Annotated in this window: 20 protein-coding genes; 5 read left to right on the top strand and 15 right to left on the bottom strand. The window is 72.3% G+C overall.

The window, feature by feature from the left end; translation table 11 throughout:
• Positions 1-142: 142 nt before the first annotated feature.
• The 13 genes from CcI49_RS35575 to CcI49_RS35635 all read right to left on the bottom strand — a co-directional run bounded on the left by CcI49_RS35575 (position 143) and on the right by CcI49_RS35635 (position 15,095).
• On the bottom strand, positions 143-2,539 hold the full coding sequence (locus CcI49_RS35575) for a xanthine dehydrogenase family protein molybdopterin-binding subunit (RefSeq protein WP_083749914.1): 2,397 nt from the start codon (positions 2,537-2,539) through the stop codon (positions 143-145).
• Positions 2,536-3,138 (bottom strand): (2Fe-2S)-binding protein, encoded by a 603-nt coding sequence (locus tag CcI49_RS35580; RefSeq protein ID WP_076833928.1) that lies wholly within the window; start codon positions 3,136-3,138, stop codon positions 2,536-2,538. The genes CcI49_RS35575 and CcI49_RS35580 overlap by 4 nt, the downstream gene beginning before the upstream one ends.
• Positions 3,135-5,480 carry a xanthine dehydrogenase family protein molybdopterin-binding subunit gene (locus CcI49_RS35585; protein WP_054566447.1) on the bottom strand — a complete coding sequence of 782 codons (2,346 nt, stop codon included), beginning with the start codon at positions 5,478-5,480 and terminating at the stop codon, positions 3,135-3,137. The genes CcI49_RS35580 and CcI49_RS35585 overlap by 4 nt, the downstream gene beginning before the upstream one ends.
• On the bottom strand, positions 5,477-6,469 hold the full coding sequence (locus CcI49_RS35590) for an FAD binding domain-containing protein (protein WP_076833930.1): 993 nt from the start codon (positions 6,467-6,469) through the stop codon (positions 5,477-5,479). The genes CcI49_RS35585 and CcI49_RS35590 overlap by 4 nt, the downstream gene beginning before the upstream one ends.
• Positions 6,466-7,320, bottom strand: coding sequence for a class II aldolase/adducin family protein (locus tag CcI49_RS35595; RefSeq protein WP_076833932.1), 855 nt, complete (start codon positions 7,318-7,320; stop codon positions 6,466-6,468). Before CcI49_RS35595 ends, CcI49_RS35590 begins: the two co-directional genes overlap by 4 nt.
• Positions 7,317-8,042 carry an isochorismatase family protein gene (locus CcI49_RS35600; RefSeq protein ID WP_241840449.1) on the bottom strand — a complete coding sequence of 242 codons (726 nt, stop codon included), beginning with the start codon at positions 8,040-8,042 and terminating at the stop codon, positions 7,317-7,319. The genes CcI49_RS35595 and CcI49_RS35600 overlap by 4 nt, the downstream gene beginning before the upstream one ends.
• A 28-nt stretch (positions 8,043-8,070) precedes the next feature.
• A complete protein-coding gene (locus CcI49_RS35605; RefSeq protein WP_076833935.1) occupies positions 8,071-8,490 on the bottom strand; it encodes a VOC family protein in 420 nt (139 codons plus the stop codon).
• Positions 8,491-8,613: 123 nt separating this feature from the next.
• Positions 8,614-9,411 carry an SDR family oxidoreductase gene (locus CcI49_RS35610; RefSeq protein WP_054566444.1) on the bottom strand — a complete coding sequence of 266 codons (798 nt, stop codon included), beginning with the start codon at positions 9,409-9,411 and terminating at the stop codon, positions 8,614-8,616.
• Positions 9,411-10,781 (bottom strand): Rieske 2Fe-2S domain-containing protein, encoded by a 1,371-nt coding sequence (locus tag CcI49_RS35615; RefSeq protein WP_076833937.1) that lies wholly within the window; start codon positions 10,779-10,781, stop codon positions 9,411-9,413. The genes CcI49_RS35610 and CcI49_RS35615 overlap by 1 nt, the downstream gene beginning before the upstream one ends.
• Before the next feature lie 101 nt (positions 10,782-10,882).
• Positions 10,883-11,338, bottom strand: coding sequence for a VOC family protein (locus tag CcI49_RS35620; RefSeq protein WP_054566442.1), 456 nt, complete (start codon positions 11,336-11,338; stop codon positions 10,883-10,885).
• Positions 11,339-11,437: 99 nt separating this feature from the next.
• Complete coding sequence (locus CcI49_RS35625) at positions 11,438-12,547, bottom strand: hypothetical protein (protein WP_076833938.1); 1,110 nt, start codon at positions 12,545-12,547, stop codon at positions 11,438-11,440.
• Between the two features lie 455 nt (positions 12,548-13,002).
• The gene (locus tag CcI49_RS35630) at positions 13,003-13,830 is read right to left on the bottom strand and encodes a fumarylacetoacetate hydrolase family protein (protein WP_076833940.1); all 828 of its coding nucleotides are present in this window, start codon (positions 13,828-13,830) and stop codon (positions 13,003-13,005) included.
• A gap of 128 nt (positions 13,831-13,958) precedes the next feature.
• Positions 13,959-15,095: an LLM class flavin-dependent oxidoreductase gene (locus CcI49_RS35635; RefSeq protein ID WP_054566630.1), complete on the bottom strand. Its 1,137-nt coding sequence runs from the start codon at positions 15,093-15,095 to the stop codon at positions 13,959-13,961.
• A 253-nt stretch (positions 15,096-15,348) separates the two neighbouring features.
• Between CcI49_RS35635 and CcI49_RS35640 the strand changes: the two genes are divergently transcribed.
• Positions 15,349-16,008, top strand: a complete 660-nt coding sequence (locus CcI49_RS35640) for a GntR family transcriptional regulator (RefSeq protein ID WP_076833942.1) — start codon at positions 15,349-15,351, stop codon at positions 16,006-16,008.
• Between the two features lie 143 nt (positions 16,009-16,151).
• Here CcI49_RS35640 and CcI49_RS35645 read toward each other — a convergent pair whose 3' ends face one another.
• Both CcI49_RS35645 and CcI49_RS35650 read right to left on the bottom strand, forming a co-directional pair.
• Positions 16,152-17,576, bottom strand: coding sequence for an amidase (locus tag CcI49_RS35645; RefSeq protein ID WP_054566438.1), 1,425 nt, complete (start codon positions 17,574-17,576; stop codon positions 16,152-16,154).
• On the bottom strand, positions 17,570-18,022 hold the full coding sequence (locus tag CcI49_RS35650) for a VOC family protein (RefSeq protein ID WP_054566629.1): 453 nt from the start codon (positions 18,020-18,022) through the stop codon (positions 17,570-17,572). Before CcI49_RS35650 ends, CcI49_RS35645 begins: the two co-directional genes overlap by 7 nt.
• Positions 18,023-18,311: 289 nt before the next feature.
• Here CcI49_RS35650 and CcI49_RS35655 point away from each other — a divergent pair, with 289 nt between their 5' ends.
• From CcI49_RS35655 to CcI49_RS35670, 4 genes are all read left to right on the top strand, one after another.
• Positions 18,312-19,220 (top strand): GntR family transcriptional regulator, encoded by a 909-nt coding sequence (locus tag CcI49_RS35655; RefSeq protein ID WP_076833944.1) that lies wholly within the window; start codon positions 18,312-18,314, stop codon positions 19,218-19,220.
• A gap of 142 nt (positions 19,221-19,362) precedes the next feature.
• Complete coding sequence (locus CcI49_RS35660; protein ID WP_076833946.1) at positions 19,363-20,598, top strand: Bcr/CflA family efflux MFS transporter; 1,236 nt, start codon at positions 19,363-19,365, stop codon at positions 20,596-20,598.
• Positions 20,599-20,977: 379 nt separating this feature from the next.
• Entirely contained in the window at positions 20,978-22,132 is a 1,155-nt protein-coding gene (locus CcI49_RS35665) for an ABC transporter ATP-binding protein (RefSeq protein WP_076833948.1), read from the top strand.
• Between the two features lie 2 nt (positions 22,133-22,134).
• Complete coding sequence (locus CcI49_RS35670; RefSeq protein ID WP_083473194.1) at positions 22,135-22,929, top strand: ATP-binding cassette domain-containing protein; 795 nt, start codon at positions 22,135-22,137, stop codon at positions 22,927-22,929.
• Positions 22,930-23,042 lie beyond the last annotated feature (113 nt).

The raw sequence follows: 23,042 nt of genomic DNA on the forward strand, positions 1-23,042 counted from the left end.
CCCAGATGGCGCCACATCCCGGGCGGTGCCCGCTGACGGCATCATCAGCGTGAGCCCGGGGCCTCGCACCGCGGTCATCTGGCGCGATGACCGCGTTCGGGCGGCGGGGGGTGATGCCGGGTGAGGCGAATGCCCGGGTGAGTCACGTCCCGGCTGACGGCTCGGCGGCGGCCCGGACGGCCTTCCAGACGCGTTCCGGGTGCAGGGGAAGCTCGCGGATGTGGGTGCCGAGTGCCTCGGCGACCGCGTTGCCGATCGCGGCGGGCACCGCCGGGGAGCCGGTCTCCCCCAGGCCGTGGATGCGGGCACCGTCCAGGCCGGCCGGGTCCTCGGTCATGCCGACGGTGAACGTCTCCGGCAGGTCACGCACCGACGGGATCCGGTAGTCGAGCAGGCTGTCGTTGAGCAGCGCCCCCGACTCGCCGCCCCAGACCATCGCCTCCGACAGGGCCTGCCCGATCCCGAACGCGACGTTCCCCTCACACTGCAGCTCGGCGAAGGTGGGGTGGATGACCCGCCCGGCGTACGACTCGACGTGCAGGTCGACGACGCGCACCGTGCCGGTCTCCAGGTCGACCTCGACCTCGGCGGCCGCGGCGGCATGGTAGAAGTGCGGCGTCACGACGCCCTGACCGGTCTCGGGGTCCAGGCCCCCGTCGCTGGCGTGCACCTCGGAGACGGTGACGCCGCCGAGCTTCGCCCGGGAGATCAGCTCGGCGTAGCTCAGGCCGGGGCCGAGGCCGCTGCGGACGCGGTCGGCGCGCACGTCCACCGTGGTCGCCGGCACGCCCAGCAGCGCACCGGCGCGGCGGGCGAGCTCTCCGCGCAGCCGCTCTCCGGCGCGTTCGACGGCCACGCCCATCATCAGCGTCGAGCGTGACGAACTGGTGGTCTGGTCCCAGGCGGTGACGGCCGAGTCCGGGTAGGTGACGTGCACCCGCTCGAGCGGGACGCCGGTCGCGTCGGCGGCGAGCTGGGCGAGCACCGTCCGCGCGCCCTGGCCGATCTCCACCGTGGAGCACACGACGGTGAGGTTGGCGCCCTCGTCGAGCTTGAGCGCCACGGTGGACGTCGACGGTGTCACGGTCGTCTTCAGGATGGTCGAGACGCCCTTGCCGCGCACGATCCCGGGGGCGACGACGACCCGCCGGGCGGACGCCGGGCCGGGTTTCCAGCCGATGCGGTCGCAGGCGGTGTCGAGCAGGGCGGCGAGGTGGAAGTCCTCGATGGTCTGCCCGGTGGCGAACGCATCCCCCGGGCGGAGCAGGACACGGTGGCGCAGTTCGGCGGGGTCGAGGTCGAGGTGCTCGGCGATGAGGTCGGTGTGGTTCTCATACGCCCAGGCCACCTGGGGGATGGCGTACCCGCGGAACCCGCCCGACGGGGTGGTGTTGGTGTAGACCGCGTAGGAGTCGATCGACACGTTCGGGATGTCGTAGGGCCCGGCGGAGCTGTAGCCGCCGTTCTTGATGGTCCGCGGGGAGATGTCGGCGTAGGCACCGGCGCCCCACAGCACCTCCACCCGGCGGGCGAGCAGGGTGCCGTCGGAGCGGAAGCCGGTGCGGATGCGCACCACCGAGCTGTGCCGGGCGACGGTGGCGAACTCCTCCGCCCGGGTCAGCTCGACGCGCACCGGCCGGCCGCGCACCGCCCAGGCGAGCACGGCGACGAGCGGCTCCAGCCGCGGGTACGTCTTCGCCCCGTAGGCACCGCCCACATTGAGCACCCGTACCCGCACCCGGCTCTCGGGCAGCCTCAGCGTCTCGGCGACCTGACTGCGCACGGTGAAGGGGGAGGCGGCCGACGTCTGGATGTCGACCGTGTCACCGCGCACCGTCGCGATCGTGACGTGCGGCTCCAGCGGCACATGCTGCTGCTGGGGGGTGCGGAACTCGTGGGAGAGGATGTGGTCGGAGGCGGCGAAACCGGCGTCGACGTCGCCGCGGCGCAGCCTGAAGTGGTTGCAGACGTTGCCGCCGTCGTCGGTGTGCAGGACGAGGTCGGGGAAGGTCATGACGTCCCGGGTCGGCACGTGCTCGTGCAGGATCGGGGCGTCGGGGGCCATCGCCGCGTCGGGGGTGAACACCGCCGGCAGCACGTCGTAGTCGACGGTGATGGTGGCGGCGGCCTCGCGGGCGGCGTCGACGTCGCGGGCGATGACCGCGGCGACCGGCTCGCCGGCGAACCGGACCCGGCCGATGGCCAGCACGGGCCGGTCGGGCAGCACCGGCCCGTAGTAGGGGAAGGGCCCGTCCGGCTGCTCCTGCCAGCGGGTCAGGTCCTCGCCGGTGACGACCGCGACCACACCGCGGGTGGCCCGGGCGGCGGTGACGTCGACCGAGCGCAGGTGGGCGTGGGCGTGCGGGCTGCGCACCAGCACCGCGTGCAGGCAGCCGGCCGGGACCCGGTCGATGACGTACGGGTACCGCCCGATCGTGCGGTCTCGGGCGTCACCGACGTCCACCCGCCGCCCGGAGGCCTTCATCCCGGGCTGGCCAACGGCCCGAGCGCGGAGGGCGGTGTCCGCCTCGGGGGTCACGGGTGGGCCGCCTGGGCCTGGGCCGCGCCCGCGCCCGCGGTGGCGGCGGAGGAGGCGGAGGAGCGGGCGTAGCCGGCGGTGGGGCCCGTGTAGGGGGTGCCGTCGTCGTGGTGGCCGCGCATCCGGTCACGGGCGTCGAGCACCGCGTCCATGATCTTGACGTAACTGCCGCAGCGGCACAGGTTTCCGGACAGCTCGGCGCGGATGCGGTCGCGGGAGGCGTCCGGCTCCCGCTCGAGCAGCGACACCGCGGTCAGGATGAACCCCGGGGTGCAGTACGAGCACTGGAACGCCGTGTGGTCGATGAACGCCTGCTGCACGGGGTGCRGCTCCCCCGGTCGGGCCAGTCCCTCGACGGTGCGCACCGGCCGGGCGCCGACCACCTGGGCGGGCAGCAGGCAGGAGCTCGCCGGAGCGCCGTCGACCAGCACCGTGCACGAGCCGCAGGCCCCGGCGGTGCAGCCGGGACGGGCGCCGAACAGGTCGAGCTCGCGGCGCAGCACGTCGAGCAGGGTGTGGTGGCCACGCGGGCGGACCTCGACCTCGTCGTCGTTCACGACCAGGCGCAGCGGCTGTCGCGGGTCGTCGTTGGCCGTCAACGCGCGATCCTCTCGTAGTCGGCCCGGTCGCCCGGGGAGCTGTCACGGTGGTGCTGGTGCTGGCGCTGGCGCTGGCACGGGCCTGGATCTCGCAGTGCGGCGAGCACCCGTTCCGGGCGCAGCGGCAGGTCGGTGAGGACGACGCCGGTCGCGTCCGCGACGGCGGCGGCGACGGCGGGCGCGACCGGTGGCACCGCGGTCTCCCCCAGGCCGTAGATCTCGTCGTCGGGCCCGCCGAGCAGGTCGACGGTGATCTCGGGGAGGTCGCTCAGCGTGGGCATCCGGTAGTCGAGCAGGTCACGCTGCGCCTGGCCGCCGGCCGGGTCGAGGCCGAGCTCCTCGCCGAGGACGGAGCCCAGGCCCAGGATCACCGCGCCTTCGACCTGCATGCGGGCCTCCACCGGGTTGACGACCCGGCCCGCCCAGACCGCGGCGTGGTAGCGCAGGACCCGGATCCGCCCGGTCTCCAGGTCGACGGCGACCTCGGCGGCACCGCTGGCCTGGTGCCAGCGGGACGAGGCGATGCCCTGGCCGGTCTCGTGGTCCAGGCCGCCGGTCGACGCGTACTCGCCCTCGCAGCGCAGCTGGCCGGCGCGCAGCACGGTGACCAGCTCGCCGTAGCCGAACGCCGCCGTCCCGGCCAGGACCCGGCCACCCCCCACCTGGACCTGTTCGACGGGGACTCCGCAGTGGTCCGCGGCGAGGCGGGCGAGCAGCTCGCGCAGGTTCCGGCAGGCGTCCCGCACGGCGCCGCCCATCGCGATCGTGGACCGCGACGAGCTGGTCTGCTGGTCGTAGGGAGTGACGTCGGTGTCGGGCAGGCTGACCGACACCATCCGCTCACCGATGCCGAGGGCCTCGGCGGCGAGCCGGGCCAGCGCCAGGTGGGCTCCCTGGCCCATCTCGACGGTGCTGGTCAGCACCTGCAGGCTGCCGTCCCGGTTGAGCAGCACCGCGGCCTGGGAGACCGACGGGGTGTTGGTGCCCTTGACCGTCAGCGCGAGCCCCCGGCCGCGGGCCTCCCGCACCTCGGGTCCCGGCCACTGCGGGCGGATCGGCTCCCGCCCGAACGCGTTCTCGGCGACGTCGAGGAGGGTGTCGTAGTGGCAGTCGGTCATCGACTCGCCGGTGACGTTGCGGGAGCCGTCGCGCAGCAGGTTCACCCGGCGGACCTGGCGCGGGTCCAGACCCAGGCGGCGGGCGATCTGCTCGGTCTGGCCCTCGTAGGCGAACGCGGCCTGCGGTGAGGCGTACCCGCGGAACGCCCCGGCCGGCGGCCGGTTGGTGTACACGGCGTACACGTCGACCCAGATGTCGTCGATGTCGTAGGGCCCGCCGAAGCCGTACGCGCCGTTCTTGATCACCCGCGGGCTGATGTCGGCGTAGGCGCCGGCGTCGAACCAGGCGGTGACGTGCCGGGCGGTGATGCGGCCGTCGGCGCGGACCCCGGTCTCGATCGTGGAGCGGGTGGCGTGCCGGGTGACGGTGGTGAGGCTCTGCGAGCGGTCCAGGCTGACCCGGACGGGCCGGTCCATGGCCCGGGCGAGGCAGGCGGCGAGCGGCTCGATCTTCGCGTAGCACTTCGCGCCGAACGCACCGCCCAGGTAGAGGGTACGTACGGCCACCCGGTCGAGCGCGACGCCGAGCATCTCGGCGAGCTGGACCCGCACCTTGTACGGCGTCTGGGTCGCCGACCAGACGACGAGCCGCTCCGCGTCGGGCACCGCCAGCGCGATGTGGTTCTCCAGCGCGCCGTGGTGCATCGCCGGGGTGGTGAAGGTGTCGGTGAAGACGTGGTCGGCCCGCGCGAGCGCGCCGGGGGCGTCACCCTTGCGGATGACGAAGTGGTTGACCAGGTTGCTGCCCGACTCCCGGCGCAGCCGGATCTCGGGGAACGCCGCAGACGGCTCGGCGTCGCGCGGGTGCAGCACCGCACCGGACGGCGGCAGGTCCAGCGCCGCGACCGGGTCGGTGACCAGCGGCAGCGGGTCGTAGGTGACGGTGACGTGGCGCAGCGCCTCGTCGGCGTCATCCGGGTCGGTGGCCAGCGCGACCGCCACCGGCTCCCCGGCGTAGCGGACCCGTTCGACGGCCAGCGGCGGCTGGTCGCGCAGCACCGGGCCGAAGCGCAGCGGACGTCCACCGAGCGCCGCCTCCAGCTCGCGGCCGGAGAACACCGCCGCGGCCCCGGGCACCAGCCGGGCCGCCGCGGTGTCGACGGCGAGCCGGGCGTGCGCGACGGGGGCGGTCAGCAGCCGGGCGTGCAGCAGGCCCGGGCCGACGTCCATGAGGTCGGCGAGCATTGGCAGCCCACCGGCGACCTTCGTCCGCGGGTCGATCACGCCGCACCCGCCTCGTAGGCCGCGGCGATCGCCCGCCGGACGTAGACCCGGACCATCTCGACCCGGTAGGCGGCACCGGCGCGCAGGTCGTCGACGCAGGTCACCCGGTCGGCATACCCGTCGGCGACGGCCTTCGCCGAGGTGGAGCCGGGGCCCTCACCGAGCAGCAGCGCGTCGAGGTCGGCGAAGGTGACAGGGCGGTCCGTCGCGCTGCCCAGCGCCAGCCGGGCCCGCACGCACACCCCGGACGGGTCGAAGCCGAGCACGGCCGCGACCCCGAGTGCCGAGGAGTCCTCCGCCGAGCGGGTCTTCAGCGTCAGGTAGCGGCTCACCGTCCCCGGCGGCGGGACGTCGATCTCCACCGAGGTGAGCAGCTCCCCCGGCTCGATCACGGTGGTGCCCGCGGCTGGGTAGAAGTCCTCGACGGCCACCGTGCGCCGCCCGTTCGGGCCATCGAGGCGCACCCGCGCGTCGAGCGCGTGCAGCACCGTCGGGGGGTCCCACGCGTAGACCGCACCGGCGAGGACACCGCCGACGGTGGCGACGGACCGCACCCGGACGTTGCCGACGCGGGAGAAGACGTCTCCGAGCAGCGGCACGGCCGCCCGCAGGTCGGCGTCGGCGGCCACCCGGGCGTGGGTGACCGCGGCGCCCAGCACCACCGTCCCCCGGCCGTCCGCCCAGTTCATCTGCTGGATGGCGGACAGTTCCGGGACGCCCCCGAGCGCCACCAGCCGGCCGGGCCGACGGCGCGGGTCGGCCAGCGCGAAGGCGAGCTGGGTGCAGCCGGCGGCCGGGACGCTGCCCGGCACGGCCAGCTCGGCGAGCGCCTCGGCGAGCGATGTCGGGTGCGCCCACCGGGTGGTCGCGGGCGACGCCGCCGGCGGTGCCTTCGGTGCCGTGGGCGGCGCGGCGTCCGTGGGTGTCGTGGTTGTCGCGGGTGTCGTGGTTGTCGCGGTGTCCGTGGGTGTCGCGGCTGTCGTGCTCATCGGTCCTCCCCGTCACCCTCACCGTCACCCGCGGCGGCTCCGATGCCGGCGCAGGCGTCCGCCCAGATGGCGGTCATCCGGCCGCGGTGGCCGGCTTCGAAAGCGCCGCGGAGCCGGTCGAGGGTCACCGGTGGAAGCGGGCGCGGGCGGCCCACCGCCATCGCCGCGAGCCGCACCGACACCGCCCGGTGCAGCAGCAGCGCGAGCGCGGTGGCCTCCTCGACATCGGCGCCGACCGTCACCAGGCCGTGTGCCCGCAGCAGCGCGCCTCGCGCGCCGCCGAGGCAGGTGGCGAACCCCTGCGCGCGGGCGGTGTCGGCGACCAGGTCCGCGTCGTCGTACCAGGCGAGCCCGGCGGCGAACGGCACCTCGTCCTGGCTGAAGACACCGTCCGGCAACGGGCCGAGCGTCGTCGCGCTCTGCACCGCGAGCGGATGGGTGTGCACGACCGCGCCGACGTCCGGGCGGGCGGCGTACACGGCCTGGTGCAGGGCGGTCTCCTCGTGCAGGCGCAGACCGGGGGTGCGCAGTGATCCGTCCGGGCTGATCTCGGCGACCCAGGCGGTGGTGACCCGGGCCAGCGACGGGCCGACCGCCTTGACGAACAGGCCACCGTCGGCCCCGCGCGCACTCACATGCCCGAAGCAGAAATGGTCCTGGCCGTCGGCCGCGAGCACCCGGCACGCCGTCGCGACCAGCCCGGGCAGCGTCCCGCCGCCCGGCATCCCGCCGGCAGGCATCCCGCCAGCCGGCATCCGGCCGGCAGACGTCCCGCCGGCCAGCGCGTCGCCAGCCAGCACGTCGCGGGCCGGCCCGGCGGGCAGGGTCGGTGAGCTGGCTGGCAGGCTCACGCCGCGCCCCGGTCGCGGGCGCCGTCCAGCAGCGTGTCGAGCACCGCGGCGAGGTCCTCCACATCGCCGTACTTGGCATCCAGGTCGAACAAGCTGACCTCGTGCACCAGCGCCGAGCGGTCGCCGACCGCCTCACGCACGACGATGGGGCGGAACCCGAGCCCGCACCCGTCCACCACCGTGGCCCGCACACAGCCGCTGGTGGTGCAGCCGGCGACGAGGATCGTGTCGACGCCGTCGCGGCGCAGCCGGTCGGCCAGGTCGGTGCCGAGGAAGGCCGAGGCGTGCTTCTTCACCACCCGCGGCTCCCCCGGCCGGCGGGTGAGCCGTGCGTCCAGGCCGGTCCACTCGCCGCCCTCGACGAGCAGCCGCTGGGCGCTGATCTTGCGTGGCCAGACCCCGGCGTCGCTCAGGTCCGGGGCGTAGGCGACCTCCGCCCAGTAGACCGGGACGCCCACCCGCCGGGCCGTGGCGACGAGCACGCCGGTCGCCTCGACCACGTCACCGAGGTCGCCGCCGAGCGGCGACGCGGGGTCGGTGAAGCCGCGGATCAGGTCCACGACCACGACGGCCGGTGCCTCACCCCAGCCGACCCGGCCGACCATCCCGGAGGCCTCGAACCGGGCCCGGAGCCGGTCGAGCTCGGCGAGCGCCGCCCCCGCGCCCGCTCCCGGCTCCGCGGCCGGGTTCGGGCTCGGATTCCCCGGCGGCCGGTCAGGCACAGGCGGCTGGTCAGGCACAGGCGGCTGGTCAGGCATAGATGTGGGGGTGCCAGCGAACCGGCTCGTCGCACAGCTCGACGATGTTGCCTTCCGGGTCCATCAGCTGCGCGACCCGCCAGCGCGGGGCGTCCATGCCGTCGATGACGACCGGCGCGACGTGGATCGGCTCGACGCCGCGTTCGGCGAGCTCGGCGAGCTCGGCATCCATGTCGTCGACCTTGAAGGTGAACAGGACCTGGTTACGCTCCCAGCCCGTGCGGTCCGGGTTGCCCGACGGGCCGTTGTCGTGCCGGCCGATGAGCACGAGGATGCAGGGCCCGGTGTCGAACACCGCCGACTGCTCGGTGGTCGACAGCACCTTGAGACCGAGGCCGTCGCGGTACCAGCCGGTCATCAGGCTGATGTCATGGGYCCACACGAGGTTCCAGCTGATCGCTCCGAGTGGCATGCCGGGTGGCCTCTTTCTGTGATGCGTTGGACGGAAGCAGCCACCCCGCCGGTCCGGCCGGGAGGGCAGACCGACCGACGGACCTGGGTGGTCAGACGACGGGGTGGTCAGGCGATGGGGTGGTCAGGCGACGGCCGCGACTCCGCCGTCGACGACGAGCGTGGTGCCGTGGACGAAGTCGGCCGCGCCGGAGGAGAGGTAGACCGCGGCGGCGCCCATGTCGACCAGCAGCCCGTTGCGCCGCGCCGGCGTGCCGGCGGCCGACTCCTCGGCCGCGCCCGGCTTGTTCAGCAGCCAGTTCGTCGGCGTCTCGATGCTGCCCGGGACCAGGCAGTTCACGTTGATGCCCCGTGGGGCCAGCTCGCCGGCGAAGACCTTCGTGAGGTGCTCGACGGCGGCCTTGCTCGCCCCGTACACCGACGACCCGGGAAACGCCCGCCTGCCGGCGACCGAGCTCACCGTCAGGATCTTCCCGGGGCGCTGGTCCGCGAGGAAGTACCGCGCCGCCGCCTGGACACCGAAGAAGGTGCCCTTCAGGTTGAGGTCGATCTGCGCGTCGAAGTCGGCCTCGGTGACGTCCACCAGCTCGGCGGGGCGGAACACCCCGGCGACGGCGGCGAAGACGTCCAGCCCGCCGAAGTGGGCGACGCAGGCCTGCACGACCGCGGTGTTCGCGGCGACGTCGAGGACGTCCACCTGGATGCCGGTGATGTTCGCCGGCCCGGCGACGTTCGCGAGATCCTCGACGACGGCGTCCATCCGGGCCTTGTCCCGGCCGGCGACGGCGACCCGGGCACCGGCGGCGAGGTAGGCCCGCGCGATCCCGATGCCGATGCCCTGGGTGCCGCCGACGACGAGGGCGACCTTGCCGGCCAGCAGCGATCCGGGAATCGGCTCCGCGGTGGTCTGTTCCGTGGCCATCAGGACCGTCCTCGGGTCGGGTTCCGGCGGCTGCGCGGCTTGATCAGCTTGTCGGGCGTCTGGATGTCCCGCGCGTGCTCGCTGAAGAACTTGCGGAACATGGTGATCTCCAGGTCGGGGCGGTAGAGCCGCTCCCGGTCCCAGCCGTTCTCCTTCTCGTAGAACGTCTGCATGCTTTCCCGGGCCTTGTTGTCGTCGATGAGGAACTTCTCGACGGTGGGCACGTACCACTCGGTGTGGCCGGTCTCCCCGCGCCAGGCCTCCGCCTCCTCCTCGGTCGCACACGGCTTCGCGCCGAACATGAAGGAGCGGGTGTGGTTCTCGTCGATCGGGACCAGCCAGTCAAAAGTGATCATGTCGGACGGGAAGTTCACCGTCTCGTTGCAGGACGGCAGCCAGATGCCGACCTCGATCGGCGGCATCGCCAGGAAGGAGGAGATCAGCTCCTCCCGGCTCTTCCCGACCGCCGCCGGCGCGGTGTAGGTGGTGTCCGGGCGGCCGTCCTTGCCCGGGATGACCGCGGAGAAGATCAGCTCGGCGGTCGCGGTGCAGCGGGAGAAGCCCTTCGGGCCGGGGGCGTCGACGACGTAGGTGGTCTCGCCGGCCTCCTCGCCCTTCTTCGCCACGTAGCCGAACGTCATCGGGAAGCCCGACTCGATGACGTACGGCGACCAGTTGTGGATGAAGTGGTGGCCCGGGTCGAACGAGTTCTCCAGCGCCAGCCGCCAGTTCGCCCGGATGATCCCCGGCTCGGCGTAGTGCATGACCGTGTCGGCGGCCAGGAAGCTCGCCGGGACGTCCGCCTCCAGCGGCGGCGGCTCCTCGTCACCGATGTAGACGAACAGCAGGCCCTTGGCCTCGACGATCGGGTAGGCGCGCACGCCCGTCCTGCCGGCCAGCGCGCTTTCCGGCTCGTTGAGGATGCAGCGCAGGTCGCCGTTCTCCATGTCGAACGTCCACGTGTGGTACCAGCACGTGATCGTGTCCTCCGAGAGGACCAGCGGGCGCTCGGAGAAACGGGTGCCGCGGTGCGCGCACCGGTCCTCGACCGCGTACAGCCTGCCGTTCTTGCGGACGAGCAGGATCTCCTCGCCGAGCATCTTCACCGCGTGGGTGCCGCCCTCGGGCAGCGCGTCGGACAGTGCCRCCGGATACCAGTACTCGCGCAGGCCCAGGTTCGCCTCCAGGTAACGCTGCCAGGGCCTGGCCCGGCGGGGCGGGGCCTCGACCCGGTCGACCTGGTCCCGGGTCTGCTCGGCGAGCTCGTTTGCCATGGCCATGCCCGCGGCGGTCGGCTCGGTGTGCCGGGCCTGGCTCTGGGTCTGGGTCGGTTCGCTCGCCGAGGCCTGCTCGGGAACGCTGATGCTCACGTAATCACTCCTCGGCGGGAGGTCGAAGGGGCGAGATGGGTGGTGCAGACGCTCAGCGGAGCTCGCGGAGCCCGGCCTGACCCGGCCGAGCCCGGCGGAGCTCAGAAGAACAGCGGCTCATCGCAGAGCTCGAAGATGTTGCCCTCGGGGTCGATGAACTGCGCGACCTGGCCCTCCGGGGGCAGCCCGTCGGCGGAGACCGTCGGTGACGGGCCGTGCAGCAGCGTCGCGCCGCGCCGGGTGAGCTCGGCGACGACCGCGGTCATGTTCTCGACCTTGAACGACATCAGCACGCGGTTGCGGTCCCAGCCCCGCGCCGGGCTACCCGCGGCCGGCCCGTTGTCCTTGCGGGCCATCAGCTCCAGGGTGCAGCCGCCGGTGTGGTACGCCGCGAAGTACGGCGAGGCGTTCTTCACCGGCAGGCCGAGGACGCCCTCGTAGAACGCCCGCATGGCGGCGAGGTCGTCGACGTACACCAGGTTCCACGACAGCGGCCCGAGCAGCGGCCCGCCGGTGGACGCGGCCGGTGCGGGGCTTTCGAAGGCTTGCGCGGTCACGTTCTCTCCTCCAGGCAGGGATGGGCAGTCGGAGACAGGGATGGGCAGTCGCGCCGGGCCGTGCGATCGAGCCGGGCGGTCGAACGGGCACTCGGGTGGTCAGAGCGCGCCCACGAGCGGGGCACCGAGCCGGGCGGCCCCGTCGTCCACCCGCAACTCGTCGACGACGAAACGGCCGTGGTCGAGGATCTGCCGCCCGTCGAGCCACACGCTGCACCGGCGCACCGGGACGTCCGAGTGCGCGAGGGTGAACCGGCTGCCGCCGGCCTCGTTGTTGGGGCCGGTGGAGAACAGCACGTTGCCGGCGAAGCAGCGGCCGTCCATGCCCTGGGTGGCGGAGCGGTCGAGCAGCGCCAGCGCGTTCCAGCGGGCCTTCTCGTTGAGACCCCACCCGATGTGGGACATCGCGAAGCCCTCGGGGTCGCCCCAGCTCTCCAGGTAGTCCCGGTACAGCTCGGCGTCCGCCCCGGGGCCCTCGATGGAGCGGATGAACCCGTCGACGACGTCGATCGTGATCGGCGCGTTCACGTAGGTCTTGAACGGGAAGATGATGTCGCCGCTGTTGATCACCCACCGGCCGTTGGCGCTGCCCTCGTTCGGGTAGGCCGCCGCGAGGCCGGCGCTGAGGTGCGCGTGGGTGCCGGGGCCGCTGGTGAACCCCCAGCCGCCGCCGGCGCCGAACTGGCCGAGGCCGAAGGTGATGTCGGTGCCGGCGTCCGAGGTGATCCGCAGCTCGCTGCCCCCGCTGAGCATGGCCACGCTGGTCTGCACCCGCCGGCGCAGGTCGTCCGTCGGGAACAGCCGCTCCAGGATCTCCGGCGGCTCGGTGATCATGAGAATCCGGGTGCCGGCGGCGAGGATCTCCTCCTGCTCCGCCGAATGCAGCAGGATCGACAGGTCGACCACCATGTCGGCCGACCTGAGCGCCTCGACCACCGGGCGCAGGCCGGTCAGGCCGGTCAGCCCGTACACCTCGCCCACCCCGGGGACGGCGGCGGCGGATCGGGTGATCGACGGCAGCATGACGGTGAAGACCCGGGCGCCCAGCGACGCGGCCGCGGCCGCGGTGGTCTCCAGGTAGAGCGGCGGCGACTGGGCGTTGCCGAGAACGGCCACCGTCTCGCCGGGCCGCACGTCGCAGCCTTCCAGCGCACGGCGGAACAGGGTTGTGAGGGTGCCGCCGTCGGCGGCCTGGTTGGGAACGAGCACGATGCACCTCTCACCGGTGTGGCTTTGCCGCTGTGCCGCGATGCCGCGGCGCTTCCGTTCCCCCCGGCGCGCCGGTCCCGGGAGACTCCCCGTCGGGCCGGGACGAGCCCACGAGCCGCCGCGTGCCGAGGCACGGCCCGGATTCGTGAAGCCCCGCCGACCGGGCGCCCGACCGGCGGTTTTCATGCTCCGTGCACGATGTTTCGGGGTTTTATCCCGCCTGTCTCGGAGCCATGAAATCGTGTTCCAGAAGGCTCCGGAGATACGGCGGCGCGACGGTTCGGGAGATCGACGCTAACTGGAGTCGCCGCGACCGGTCACGCTGGCAACAAATACGTCACGCCGGATCGCGGCCTGCTCGATACCAGGTGCTGCGCCGGATCAGCGGCGGATCGACACCTGGTCGCGCCCGCGGAATTGATCCGACGAAAGGAACGGAAGCAAAAGGCGGGAGATCAGGAGAAACGGACGGTGTTCTGGGTGGTGCCGATACCCTCGATCTCGACCGTGACGACGTCGCCGTCGGCGAGATAGACCTTCGGGTCACGGCCGTGCCCGACACCACCCGGGGTTCCGGTGGTGAGGATGTCACCCGGTACCAGGGTGATGAACTGGCTGACGTAGGCCACGATCGTGGCGGGCGGGAAAAGCAGGTCCGAGGTACGCGACTTCTGCATCACCTCACCGTTCACCAGGGTGCGCAGGGCGAGGTCGTCGACATTGTTGAGCTCGTCGGGGGTGACCAGCTCGGGACCGAGCGGGGTGGAGCCCTCGAAGGTCTTGCCCTGCAGGAACTGCAGGGTGCGGAACTGCCAGTCCCGCATGGTGATGTCGTTCATCACCGTGTAGCCGGCGATGGCCGCGCGGGCCGTGTCCTCGTCGGCGAAACGGACCGTCGAGCCGATGACGAAGGCTAGCTCGCCCTCCCAGTCGACCTCGTTCGTCACGGGCGGCACGATGATGTCGTCGTGCGCGCCGATCAGCGAGCTCGCGTACTTCGCGAACAGCGTCGGGTGGGTCGGCGGAGTGCGCCCCATCTCCTTCAGGTGGGTCGCGTAGTTCAGGCCCATGCAGACGATCTTGGGCGGCTGCGGCACCAGTGGCGCCAGGTCGACGCCCTCACGCTCGATCCTCTCGCCGTCAACAGCGGCAGCCTGGCGCCAGTCCGGGCCCGAGGCGATCAGAGTGCCCACGCTCGCGAACGGGAGCAGGACGATCTCATCACCCTCGACGCGACCGGCGGCGGTTACGCCACCGGGACGACGGACAGTGGACAAGCGCACGGTTTCTCCTCAGGTATCTTCAGCCGGCTGTCGGGCCAGCTGGGTTGTTCGGGTTATGCGGGGCCGTCTGAGCTGGGATGGCTCATCTGTTCCTGGAGCCGGTCTCAGGTGCTCCGGCGCTCCGGCGCTCAGCTGCTCGCGGCTGCCGGAACCGACGCCGCCGCGACGGCGGTCGCCGCCGACGCCTCGGCCGCGACCCCGTTGTCCGGCTCCGGGAAGGCGGGCATGACCTCGGCGGCGAAGAGCTCCAGCGTGCGGCGCGCGTCCGACAGCGGGGTCGCCGCGAAGTTGATCTGCATGGAGGGCTCGACGTCGCCGAACACCTCGAGGGTCGAGGCCACCTGCTGGCGGACGTCCGCCGGCGTGCCGACGTAGACCTGGGCCTTGTCCTCCAGCTCGGCCAGCGTCTTCCTACGCATCCCGGTGATCATGTCGGCGTAGCCCGCGTACTGCGACGGGCTGCGCTCCATGTAGTCCTCCCAGGTGGAGGCCATCTTGTCGACGTAGTCGGCGTAGTGGACGGCGGCGTTGCGCCGGGCCCGGTCGCCGTCGGTGTCGACGAAGCAGTGGATCCCCATCTGGATCCGCTCGGAGCCGGCCGGGTAACCGGCGTCCAGCCGGGCCTTCCGGTACAGGTCGAGCAGCCCGGCGACCTTCTCGTTCGTCGAGGTGAACGGAATGAACATCAGGTTGAAGCCCTGGCTGCCCGCCCAGACAAAACTCTCCGGGGTGGACGTCGCCGCGATGAAGACCGGCGGATGGGGCCGCTGGTAGGTCAGGGGAAGCATACTCACCGGACCGAACCTGTGAAAGGTGCCGTTCCACACCACATCGGTCTCGGTCCACAGTTTGAGGACCGCGGCAATACCTTCCTGGTGCCGCGCCCGGCTGGTGTCCATGTCGACTTCGAATGCCTCGAACTCGCCAGGGAGGAAGGCGCGGGCGAAGCCCACGTCGAGTCGGCCGTGGGACAGGTTGTCGAGCATCGCGAGCTGCCCCGCGAGCTTGATGGGGTGGTTGAACGCCGGGATGTTCGCGCCGGTTATCAGCCGAATACGTTCGGTCCTGGTCGCGACGGCCGCGAGGAAGGTGACGGGGTCCGGGCTGTAGCCCCCGTAGGGATAGAAGTAGTGTTCGACGATCTTCACCGAGGAGTAGCCGAGGCGGTCCGCGAGGATCGACAGTTCGAGAGCCTCGTCGAAGAACTGCACAGCAGACTTCTCGGCGGGCGAGACCGTGGGGAAGAAGTTCACTCCGGCGAGCACCGGCACCTCCACCTAACTATGTCGTCTGTAGACGCGAAGATCATGGTCGAAAACGCACTTCGCGCGAAGTTTTGTGCTATCGTGCGAAAACTGTTCCAGACGAAATGTTTCCGCCATGGAACGGAAGTTTCCGCCGGGTGCGTCAGGGTGGTTTCGACGGCCAGGGGCAGGAGCTCACTCCAGCCGACGACGGCGTCGATTCATTTCTGTATACTGTCCACAATCTTGCTGCTGAGGTGTACGGGTGGGAGATATGAAGACGACGATCGGCGCGGCCTACCGCCCGCTGCGGCAGCTCGTCGCCGACGAGCTGCGCGGTCGCATTCTCCGCGGCGAGCTCACCCAGGGCAGCCGTGTCATCGAGGACCGTCTCGCCGAGGAGCTGGGGGTCTCCCGCAACCCTGTCCGCGAGGCGATCCGGCTGCTGGAGTCGGAGGGCCTCGTCGAGGTCACGCCGCGCAAGGGCGTCATGGTCACGGTGATCAGCGGCGAGGAGGCCGACGACCTCATCGAGGTCCGCGCCGCGCTGGAGGTCACCGCGGTACGCCGGGCGGCGACCAGGGGCATCACCGCCGAGATCGACGCAGAGCTCGAGGCGGTGCTGGTCGAGGGCGAGAGCGTCACCGAGGCGGGCGCCTACGAGCGCCTCTCCGCGCTCAACGCCCGCTTCCACGACCTGCTCGCGCGGGCCAGCGGCAACAACCACCTCGTCGAGGTCCTGCGTGACCTGCAGAACCGGCTGCAGCTGCTGTTCTCCGTCGGGGTGGCGCGCCGCTCGGGGCGTGCCTGGGAGGAGCACCGCCGCATCCTGGAGGCGATTCGCGCCCGGGATGCGGACTGGGCGGAGGCGGAGATGCGCGCACACATCAACGGCGCGGCGCACCGCTACCAGAAGGAGAAGCCGCCGGCCTAGCCGGGCCGGCGGCACCGGCACCGCCGAGGGCGCCGGTGCCGCCGGGGTTCTCGGCAGCGCGCGAGACGTCAACACACGGGAGATCAGCGTCGCAGGAGACATCCGCTGGTTGCCGGTTCCGGCGCGACGGCACCGAACTGCCGTCACCATGGCGAGGCCGGCGCGACGAGTGGCCAGGGGTGGTCGCGCTCGACCGCCGCGGCAAGCTCGAGCAGCAGGTCGTCGCGGTGGTGCGGCGCGAACAGGTGCAGGCCCACCGGCAGGCCGGTCGGGCCCGTCCCCACCGGGATGGAGATCGCCGGGCAGCCGCTGATGTTCGCCAGGGGAAGCGGGCCCGGCGCGGGGCTGCCCGTCTCGGCGTCGAAGGCCTCCCCCGTCGTCGGGCAGGCCACGAGGTCGACGTCGTCGAACAGCGCCGCCATGGTCTCGATGACGTCGATCCGGTAGGTGTCCAGCTCGGTGAGGACCCGGGCGTCGAGGCTGTCCGCGGCCACCATCACCTCCCGGATCTCCGCCGTGAGCTCGTCCGCGCACGCGGGCCAGTACGGGCCCAGGAACCGCCGGATGCGCAGCGCGCCGATCGCCGCGAACGCCGCCGACGGTCCGGGGACCGCCGGGGTCGCCAGCGCGGCCAGCCGCAGGCCCGCGGCCGCGACGAGGTCGCGCAGCGCCCGCTCCACCACGGTGACCACGCCCTGGTCGTGCGCGGCGCCACCGAGGTCCGGCAGCCAGGCGACCCGCAGGCCCGCGGTGGGCACCGTCCCGAGACCGGCCTCGAACCGGGGGGAGATCGGGGCACTGAACGGATCACGCGCGTCGAAGCCGGCGGTGACGTCGAGCGCGCGGGCGATGTCGCGTACCGAGCGGCTCAGCGTGGTCGTGACCACGGTGAACGGCTCCAGCACCGGCTCCGGCCCACCGGGCACGATCCGCCAGCTGACCTTGAGCCCGGGCAGGCCGCACATCGCCGCCGGCTGACGGGTCGAGCCGCCGCCGTCCGTCGCCGTCGCCAGCGCGAACAGGCCACCGGCCACCGCGGCGGCGCTGCCACCCGACGAGCCGCCGGCGGACGCCGCCAGCCGCCACGGGTTGCGGGTGATGCCGTGCAGGCGGCTCGCGGTGTGCGCTCCGCGGGCCAGCTCACTGGACGTCGTCTGCGCCACCGGAATCGCCCCGGCTGCGACGAGCCGCCGAACCTGGGTCGAGTGGCGGGTCGACCGCCGCCCCCGCAAGGGCACCGACGCGTCGGCCCGCGGCCAGCCGGCGACCTGCTCCAGTTCCTTCACCGCGAACGGCACTCCGGCGAGCGGCAGGGCGAGATCCACCTGCGCGGCCGCCCGGCGCGCCGCGTCGGCGTCGACATGGCACACCGCGCCCAGCCGCGACCGCTCCAGGGCGCCCAGCACCCGTTCCAGTTCGGTGACCGGGTCGCGGTCCCCACGCCGGTAGCTGTCCACCAGCCCGACCGCGTCCCCGGCCCAGGGCGCGGCCGTCCCGCCGGAGGCCATCCCGCCGGAGGTCACCTCCGTGGAGGCGGCCTCGGTGGTCGCCGCCGGCTGGCTCAGCACGGTCCGTCCAGCTGGGACGGCCCGTAGTGACGGAGCTCGACGACGTTCCCGTCGGGATCCCGGATGTAGAGCAGATCGCTGTTGCCGTAGGCGCCGTAGCGATGGAACGGGCCACCGACGACGTCGAAGACCCCGGACGCGGCGAGCTCGGCGAGGTCACACGGCTCGATGACGACGCAGAAGTGGTTCACGTTGCGACCGGGGCCACCCCGCGGCGTGCGGGCGTCCAGGTCGATGATCACTCCTGGTGCCACCTCGACCGACGGGAACGGTGCCCGGCCCTCGCGCCAGGCCTCGAGACGGTGGGTGCGCATGCCGAACTTCTCGACCCACCACCGGACCGAACGCTCCGGATCTTCGACGTTCAACACGATGTGGTCGAAGGCCTTGGTCACGATCGGTGGCCGTACTACTGGCAGCGATTCGACTGTGTCGCCCACGGTCACGTTCAACCCTCCCGACTCCTCCGACGAAGTTCGTCGACTGTATACCGACTGCCCCATCCCACCGCTACCCCCACAGCCGCCCGTTCACTGGGAAAACGCGCTGTGACGTGCATGTTTCACGATTCCCGCCAACCCCCGACATTCCCCGTGACGCCACAACCGTATACAGTCGACGGCAAGTCGAGAAGTTCTTCCGCCCTGGGGCCGTACCTGGGCCGCCAGGCATGGAGGACGGATCGGTAGCGGTGTGTAGCGCAGGGCAGATAGGACGAGGCACCAGGAGGGCACGATGGCAGCGGACCGATCCGCGGAGATCGAGCGGTCCCGAGTCGAGTTCAGTCGGGCCCGACGGGCGCAGAGCGCCGGGCGCCAGCTTCAGGTCTCGTCCCGGCGGGCCTACGAGATGCTGCGCGCCGGCCTACGCGCCGGGCACTTCGACGGCCCGGAGGAGCTCGCCGAGAACACCCTCGTGAACACCCTCGGGATCAGCCGCAACTCGGTGCGCCGCGCCCTGTCCATGCTGGCCGACGAGGGCCTGGTGACCCGCGCCCCGCGTCGGGGCACCACAGTCCGGCGCGGCATCGTCCAGGTCCACGAGGGCGAGATGCTGCCCCGCGAGCTGCACGAGGAGGAGAGCTGGCGCCGGCTGGAGATCGAGGAGATCAGCCAGTGCGTCGTCCCGACGACCCGGCTGCTGCGTGAGCGGCTGGAGATCGACGACGCCGAGGTGGTCATGATCGAACAGGTCTTCCGCCTCGACGGTGAGCCGCTGTGCGTCCGGGCCGGCTACGTGCCGCTGCCCGCGACACCTGAGCGCTACTTCGCCGACGTGGTCGCCATCGACCGTCGCCCACCGCGCTACGAGGCCCTGTTCGAGCAGCTCTTCGACGCCCCGTACGGCGGCGGGCGGGCCGTGGTGGAGGCCGTTCCCTGCGAGGAGCGCACCGCGCGACTGCTCGGCGTCACGCCGGGAACCCCGGTCCTGCTACGGGAGGTCGTCGTCCGCGACAGCAGCGGACGTGCCCGTGACCTGCACTGGACCCATTTCCGCGGCGATCGCGTCGCACTCTCCTTCGGTGTCGACGCGCCGACGGCGGCACGGGCGAGCGCCCCGGCGGCCAGCGCACGCGTGACGGGTGCGGCGGCTACGGGCGCGCAGCGGGCGGGAACGATGTCCGCGCGGGCCGACGTTGCCTGACGGGGCCGCGGTACCCGAGGCAGCCGCGGTACCCGAGGCTGGCGCGGTACCAGAGGCTGGCGCCGCATTCGGGGTGGCGTGCCCGCGGACGACGTCCCGACCGCGGCTGGCCTCCCGGCAACAGGCGACGTCCCAGCCGAAGGTGGCCGCACGCGAGACCGGGCTGGCGCGGACCGTCCCGCTGGCGGCGCTGGTGCTGTTCGGCGCGATGACCGGGCTCGGCCCGTTCTCGATGAGCGTGCATCTGCCGGGCCTGCCCGACATGGCCGACGACCTGCGCACCTCCCAGCCGTCCATCCAGCTGACGATGACCGCGTGCGTCGTCGGGATCGCGATGGGCCAGCTGATCGCCGGGCCGATCTCGGACGCGGCCGGGCGCCGCCGCCCACTGCTGGCGGCGATGGCGCTCTACGCCGCCGCGTCCGCCGGCTGCGCGCTGATGTGGTCGGTGCCCGCGTTGGCCGCGTTGCGCTGCGCGCAGGGCATCTTCGCCGGGTTCGGCATGACGATCGCCCGCGCGGCGATCCGTGACCTGGCCGAGGGCCAACACCTGGTCCGCCTGTTCGCCCGGATGGCGATCATCAGCGGCCTGACCCCGATCCTGGCGCCGAACCTCGGCGGTGCGCTGCTCGCCGTCACCGACTGGCGCGGTGTCTTCGTGGTGCTCGCGCTGCTCGGAGTGGTGCTGGCCGGCGCCAGCACCGTCAGCATCCGCGAGAGCCTGCCGCCGGCCCGGCGGGTGCCGCTGCGACCGGTCGCGACGTACCGCACGTACCGGACGATCGCCGGCGACCGGTCGTTCCTCACCGCGGCGCTGATCGTCGGGCTGGCCTACGGCGCGATGTTCTCCTACGTGTCGTCCTCCTCGTTCGTGCTGACCGACGCCTACGGGGTGTCGAAGACCCAGTTCGGGCTGCTGTTCGCCCTGAACGCGCTCGGATTCATGGGCGGCAGCCAGGTCGGAGCCGCACTGTCGGCACGGTTCGGCTCGCTGGGCGCACTGGCCCGCAGCCTGCCGACAGCCACCTTCGGCAGTGTCCTGATCATGGTGGGTGCGGCCACGCACCTGGCGGCGCTGGTGATCGCCGCACTGTGGTTCACCGTCGCGTCGATCGGCATGTGCATGCCGGTCGCCTCCGCCGAGGCGATGCGCTCGCAGTCCGCGAACGCCGGGACGGCCTCCGGGCTGCTCGGGCTCATCCAGTTCGCGCTCGGAGGTCTGGTCGGCCCGATCGCCGGAGCCTTCGGGTCCGCCAGCGCGCTGCCGCTGGGCGCGACGATGTGCGTTCTGCTCTGCGCCGCATGCGTGTTGTGCGCCCGGTCGGCGAGCGGACCGCGATCCACCGCCGCCACCGCCGCCACCGCGCGACCGCAATAGTTTCGCCGGCCCGGTGGCAATCCGCCTCCGAGGGCCGGCAGCAATCCTCGCCGACCCGACGCCAATCCCCTTCGGGATCTCCGTCATCCGGGTATGGAGGGCTTATCCAGGCCGAAATTCCCGGCCTTTCGATGAGCATCCCGCCATACTTCGTTCGATCATGCTTCCAGGCCGGCTCCCGACCGCCCAGCAGGCACCCGGCAGGCGGCGCAATCATCTGGATCACCCTGTGTACCAGAGACTTCTCCACACTTCATGAGGCGCAAAGCGCGGGTTACCGCTCCCGCGCCGCAGAGAAACAATGCGGCGGAAATATAGGCCTCCGACGCCCGGCACCGGGACGGCTTCGGGGCAGCGATCGACCGGAAGGTGGCCCGTGATGACCACTGGCACCGTGATCAGCGACACCGCACGGCGGGAGGATCTCGCCGAGGAATCGGGCCCACCGATTCTTCGCGTCGAGGGAATGACCGTCCGCTACGACTCGTCTCGTGGCGACGTCGTCGCCGTCGACGACGTGAGTTTCTCGCTCGGCCGCGGCGAACGGGTCGCGCTCGTCGGCGAGTCCGGCTCCGGCAAGACCACGCTCGGGCTGGCGCTGGCGGGTTTCCTCACCCAGCCGTCCGTGCACATCACGCACGAGCGGCTGGAATTCGACGGCGTGCCTGTCTCCCGCACGGTCCGCACCCGGCTGCCGGTGCGGACACCCGGGCTCTCCATGGTGTTCCAGGACGCGATGACCACCCTTGATCCGGTGTGGACGATCGGCAGCCAGCTCGCCGCCGTCATCCGGGCTCAGCGCTCCGGCGCCACCGGCACCAACGGGGCCAACGCTGGTGCCGGCGCCGGCCACCGCTGGCTGCACCGGCGGGCGGACCGGGCGGCCATCCGTGAGATCTCGCGCCACTGGCTGGACAAGGTCGGTCTGCGCGACACCGACCGGGTGCTGCGAGCCCGCCCGTACGAGCTGTCCGGCGGCATGCGGCAACGCGCGATGATCGCCATCGCGCTGTGCGGCTCGCCTCGGCTGCTCATCGCCGACGAGCCCACGTCGGCACTGGACGCCTCCCTCGCCCGCGACGCCATGGAAATGCTGCTCGGCCTCACCCGGGAATCGGGCGCGTCGGTACTGGTGATCAGCCACGACATTCTGCTGGCACAGGAGTACACCGACCGCACCTTCGTCATGTACGGCGGCCGGATCGTGGAGAAGCGCGGTTCGGCGAAACTCGCCGAGACGGCCACCCATCCGTACACAGTCGGCCTCCTGCGGTGCGTACCGACGCTCGACAGCGCCGAGCTCGACGAGCTCCCGACGCTGGCGAGCGTCGCCGCCGCGAACGCACCCGCCGCACCGGCACCGACACCCGTCGTGAAGGCACCCGCACCGCCCGCGTCCACACCGCCCGCGTCCACACCGCCCGCGTCCACACCGCCCGCGTCCGCACCGCCCGCGTCCGCACCCGCGCGCACGCCCGTGGCGCCCGCACAGCGGCGCCCCCTCATCCGTACCGATCACCGAGAAGGGCAGTAAGAGTGGACGCCTTCGCGCAGCTGGCGGTCAGCTCCGTGGTGAAGTACTTCGGGCCGGCCCGCAGTCGGCATGCCGCCGTCGACGGCGTCTCACTCTCGGTCGAGCCGGGCCAGCGCCTCGGCGTCGTCGGCGAGTCCGGTTCCGGGAAGTCGACCTTGGCGCGGATGATGGTCGGCCTGGAGCGGCCGTCGGCCGGCGAGGTCTCCTTCAACGGCGTCGCAATGGGCACCCTGCTGAGGATGCGGGCCTCACGGGTGGAGCTTCGCCGGGAGGTGCAGTTCGTCGCGCAGGACACCACGTCGTCGTTCGACCCGCTGCGCACGTTGCGCGACTCGATCCGCCAGCCGGCGCAGCATCTGCTCGGGTTGAGCAGCCGTGACGCCGACGCGAAGGTCGACGAGACGGTCGCCCTGCTGGGCCTGGCGCCGGCGCTGGTGGACCGGCATCCCGCGGAGGTCTCCGGCGGGCAGCGGCAGCGTTTCGCGATCGCCCGGGCGCTCGTCGTCCGTCCGCGGCTGCTGGTGTGTGACGAGGTGGTCTCCGCCCTCGACGTGTCGGTACAGGGCTGGATCCTCAACCTGCTCAAGCGGTACTGCCTGGAGTCGGGGGCGGCTCTCGTCTTCGTCTCGCACGGGCTGCCGGCAACCGCGTTCGTCTGCTCGGAGCTCGTCGTCATGCGGCACGGCAAGGTCGTCGAGCACGGCGACACCCGGCAGGTGCTGCACGAGCCGAAGCATCCCTACACGGCCAGCCTGCTCGCCGCCTTCCGCGGTGGCAGGGCCCGCAGCGCCGCCTGACCACTCCTGCTCCCGTTCGCGCTCCGGTTCCCGCTTCGGCCGCTGTTCCCGGCTCGTCCCGTCCGCTTCCGCTTCCACTCCCCCTTCGCCCGACCGTTCCGTCCGGAGAAAGG

The organism is Frankia sp. CcI49 (assembly GCF_001983215.1).
Lineage (GTDB): Bacteria > Actinomycetota > Actinomycetes > Frankiales > Frankiaceae > Parafrankia > Parafrankia irregularis.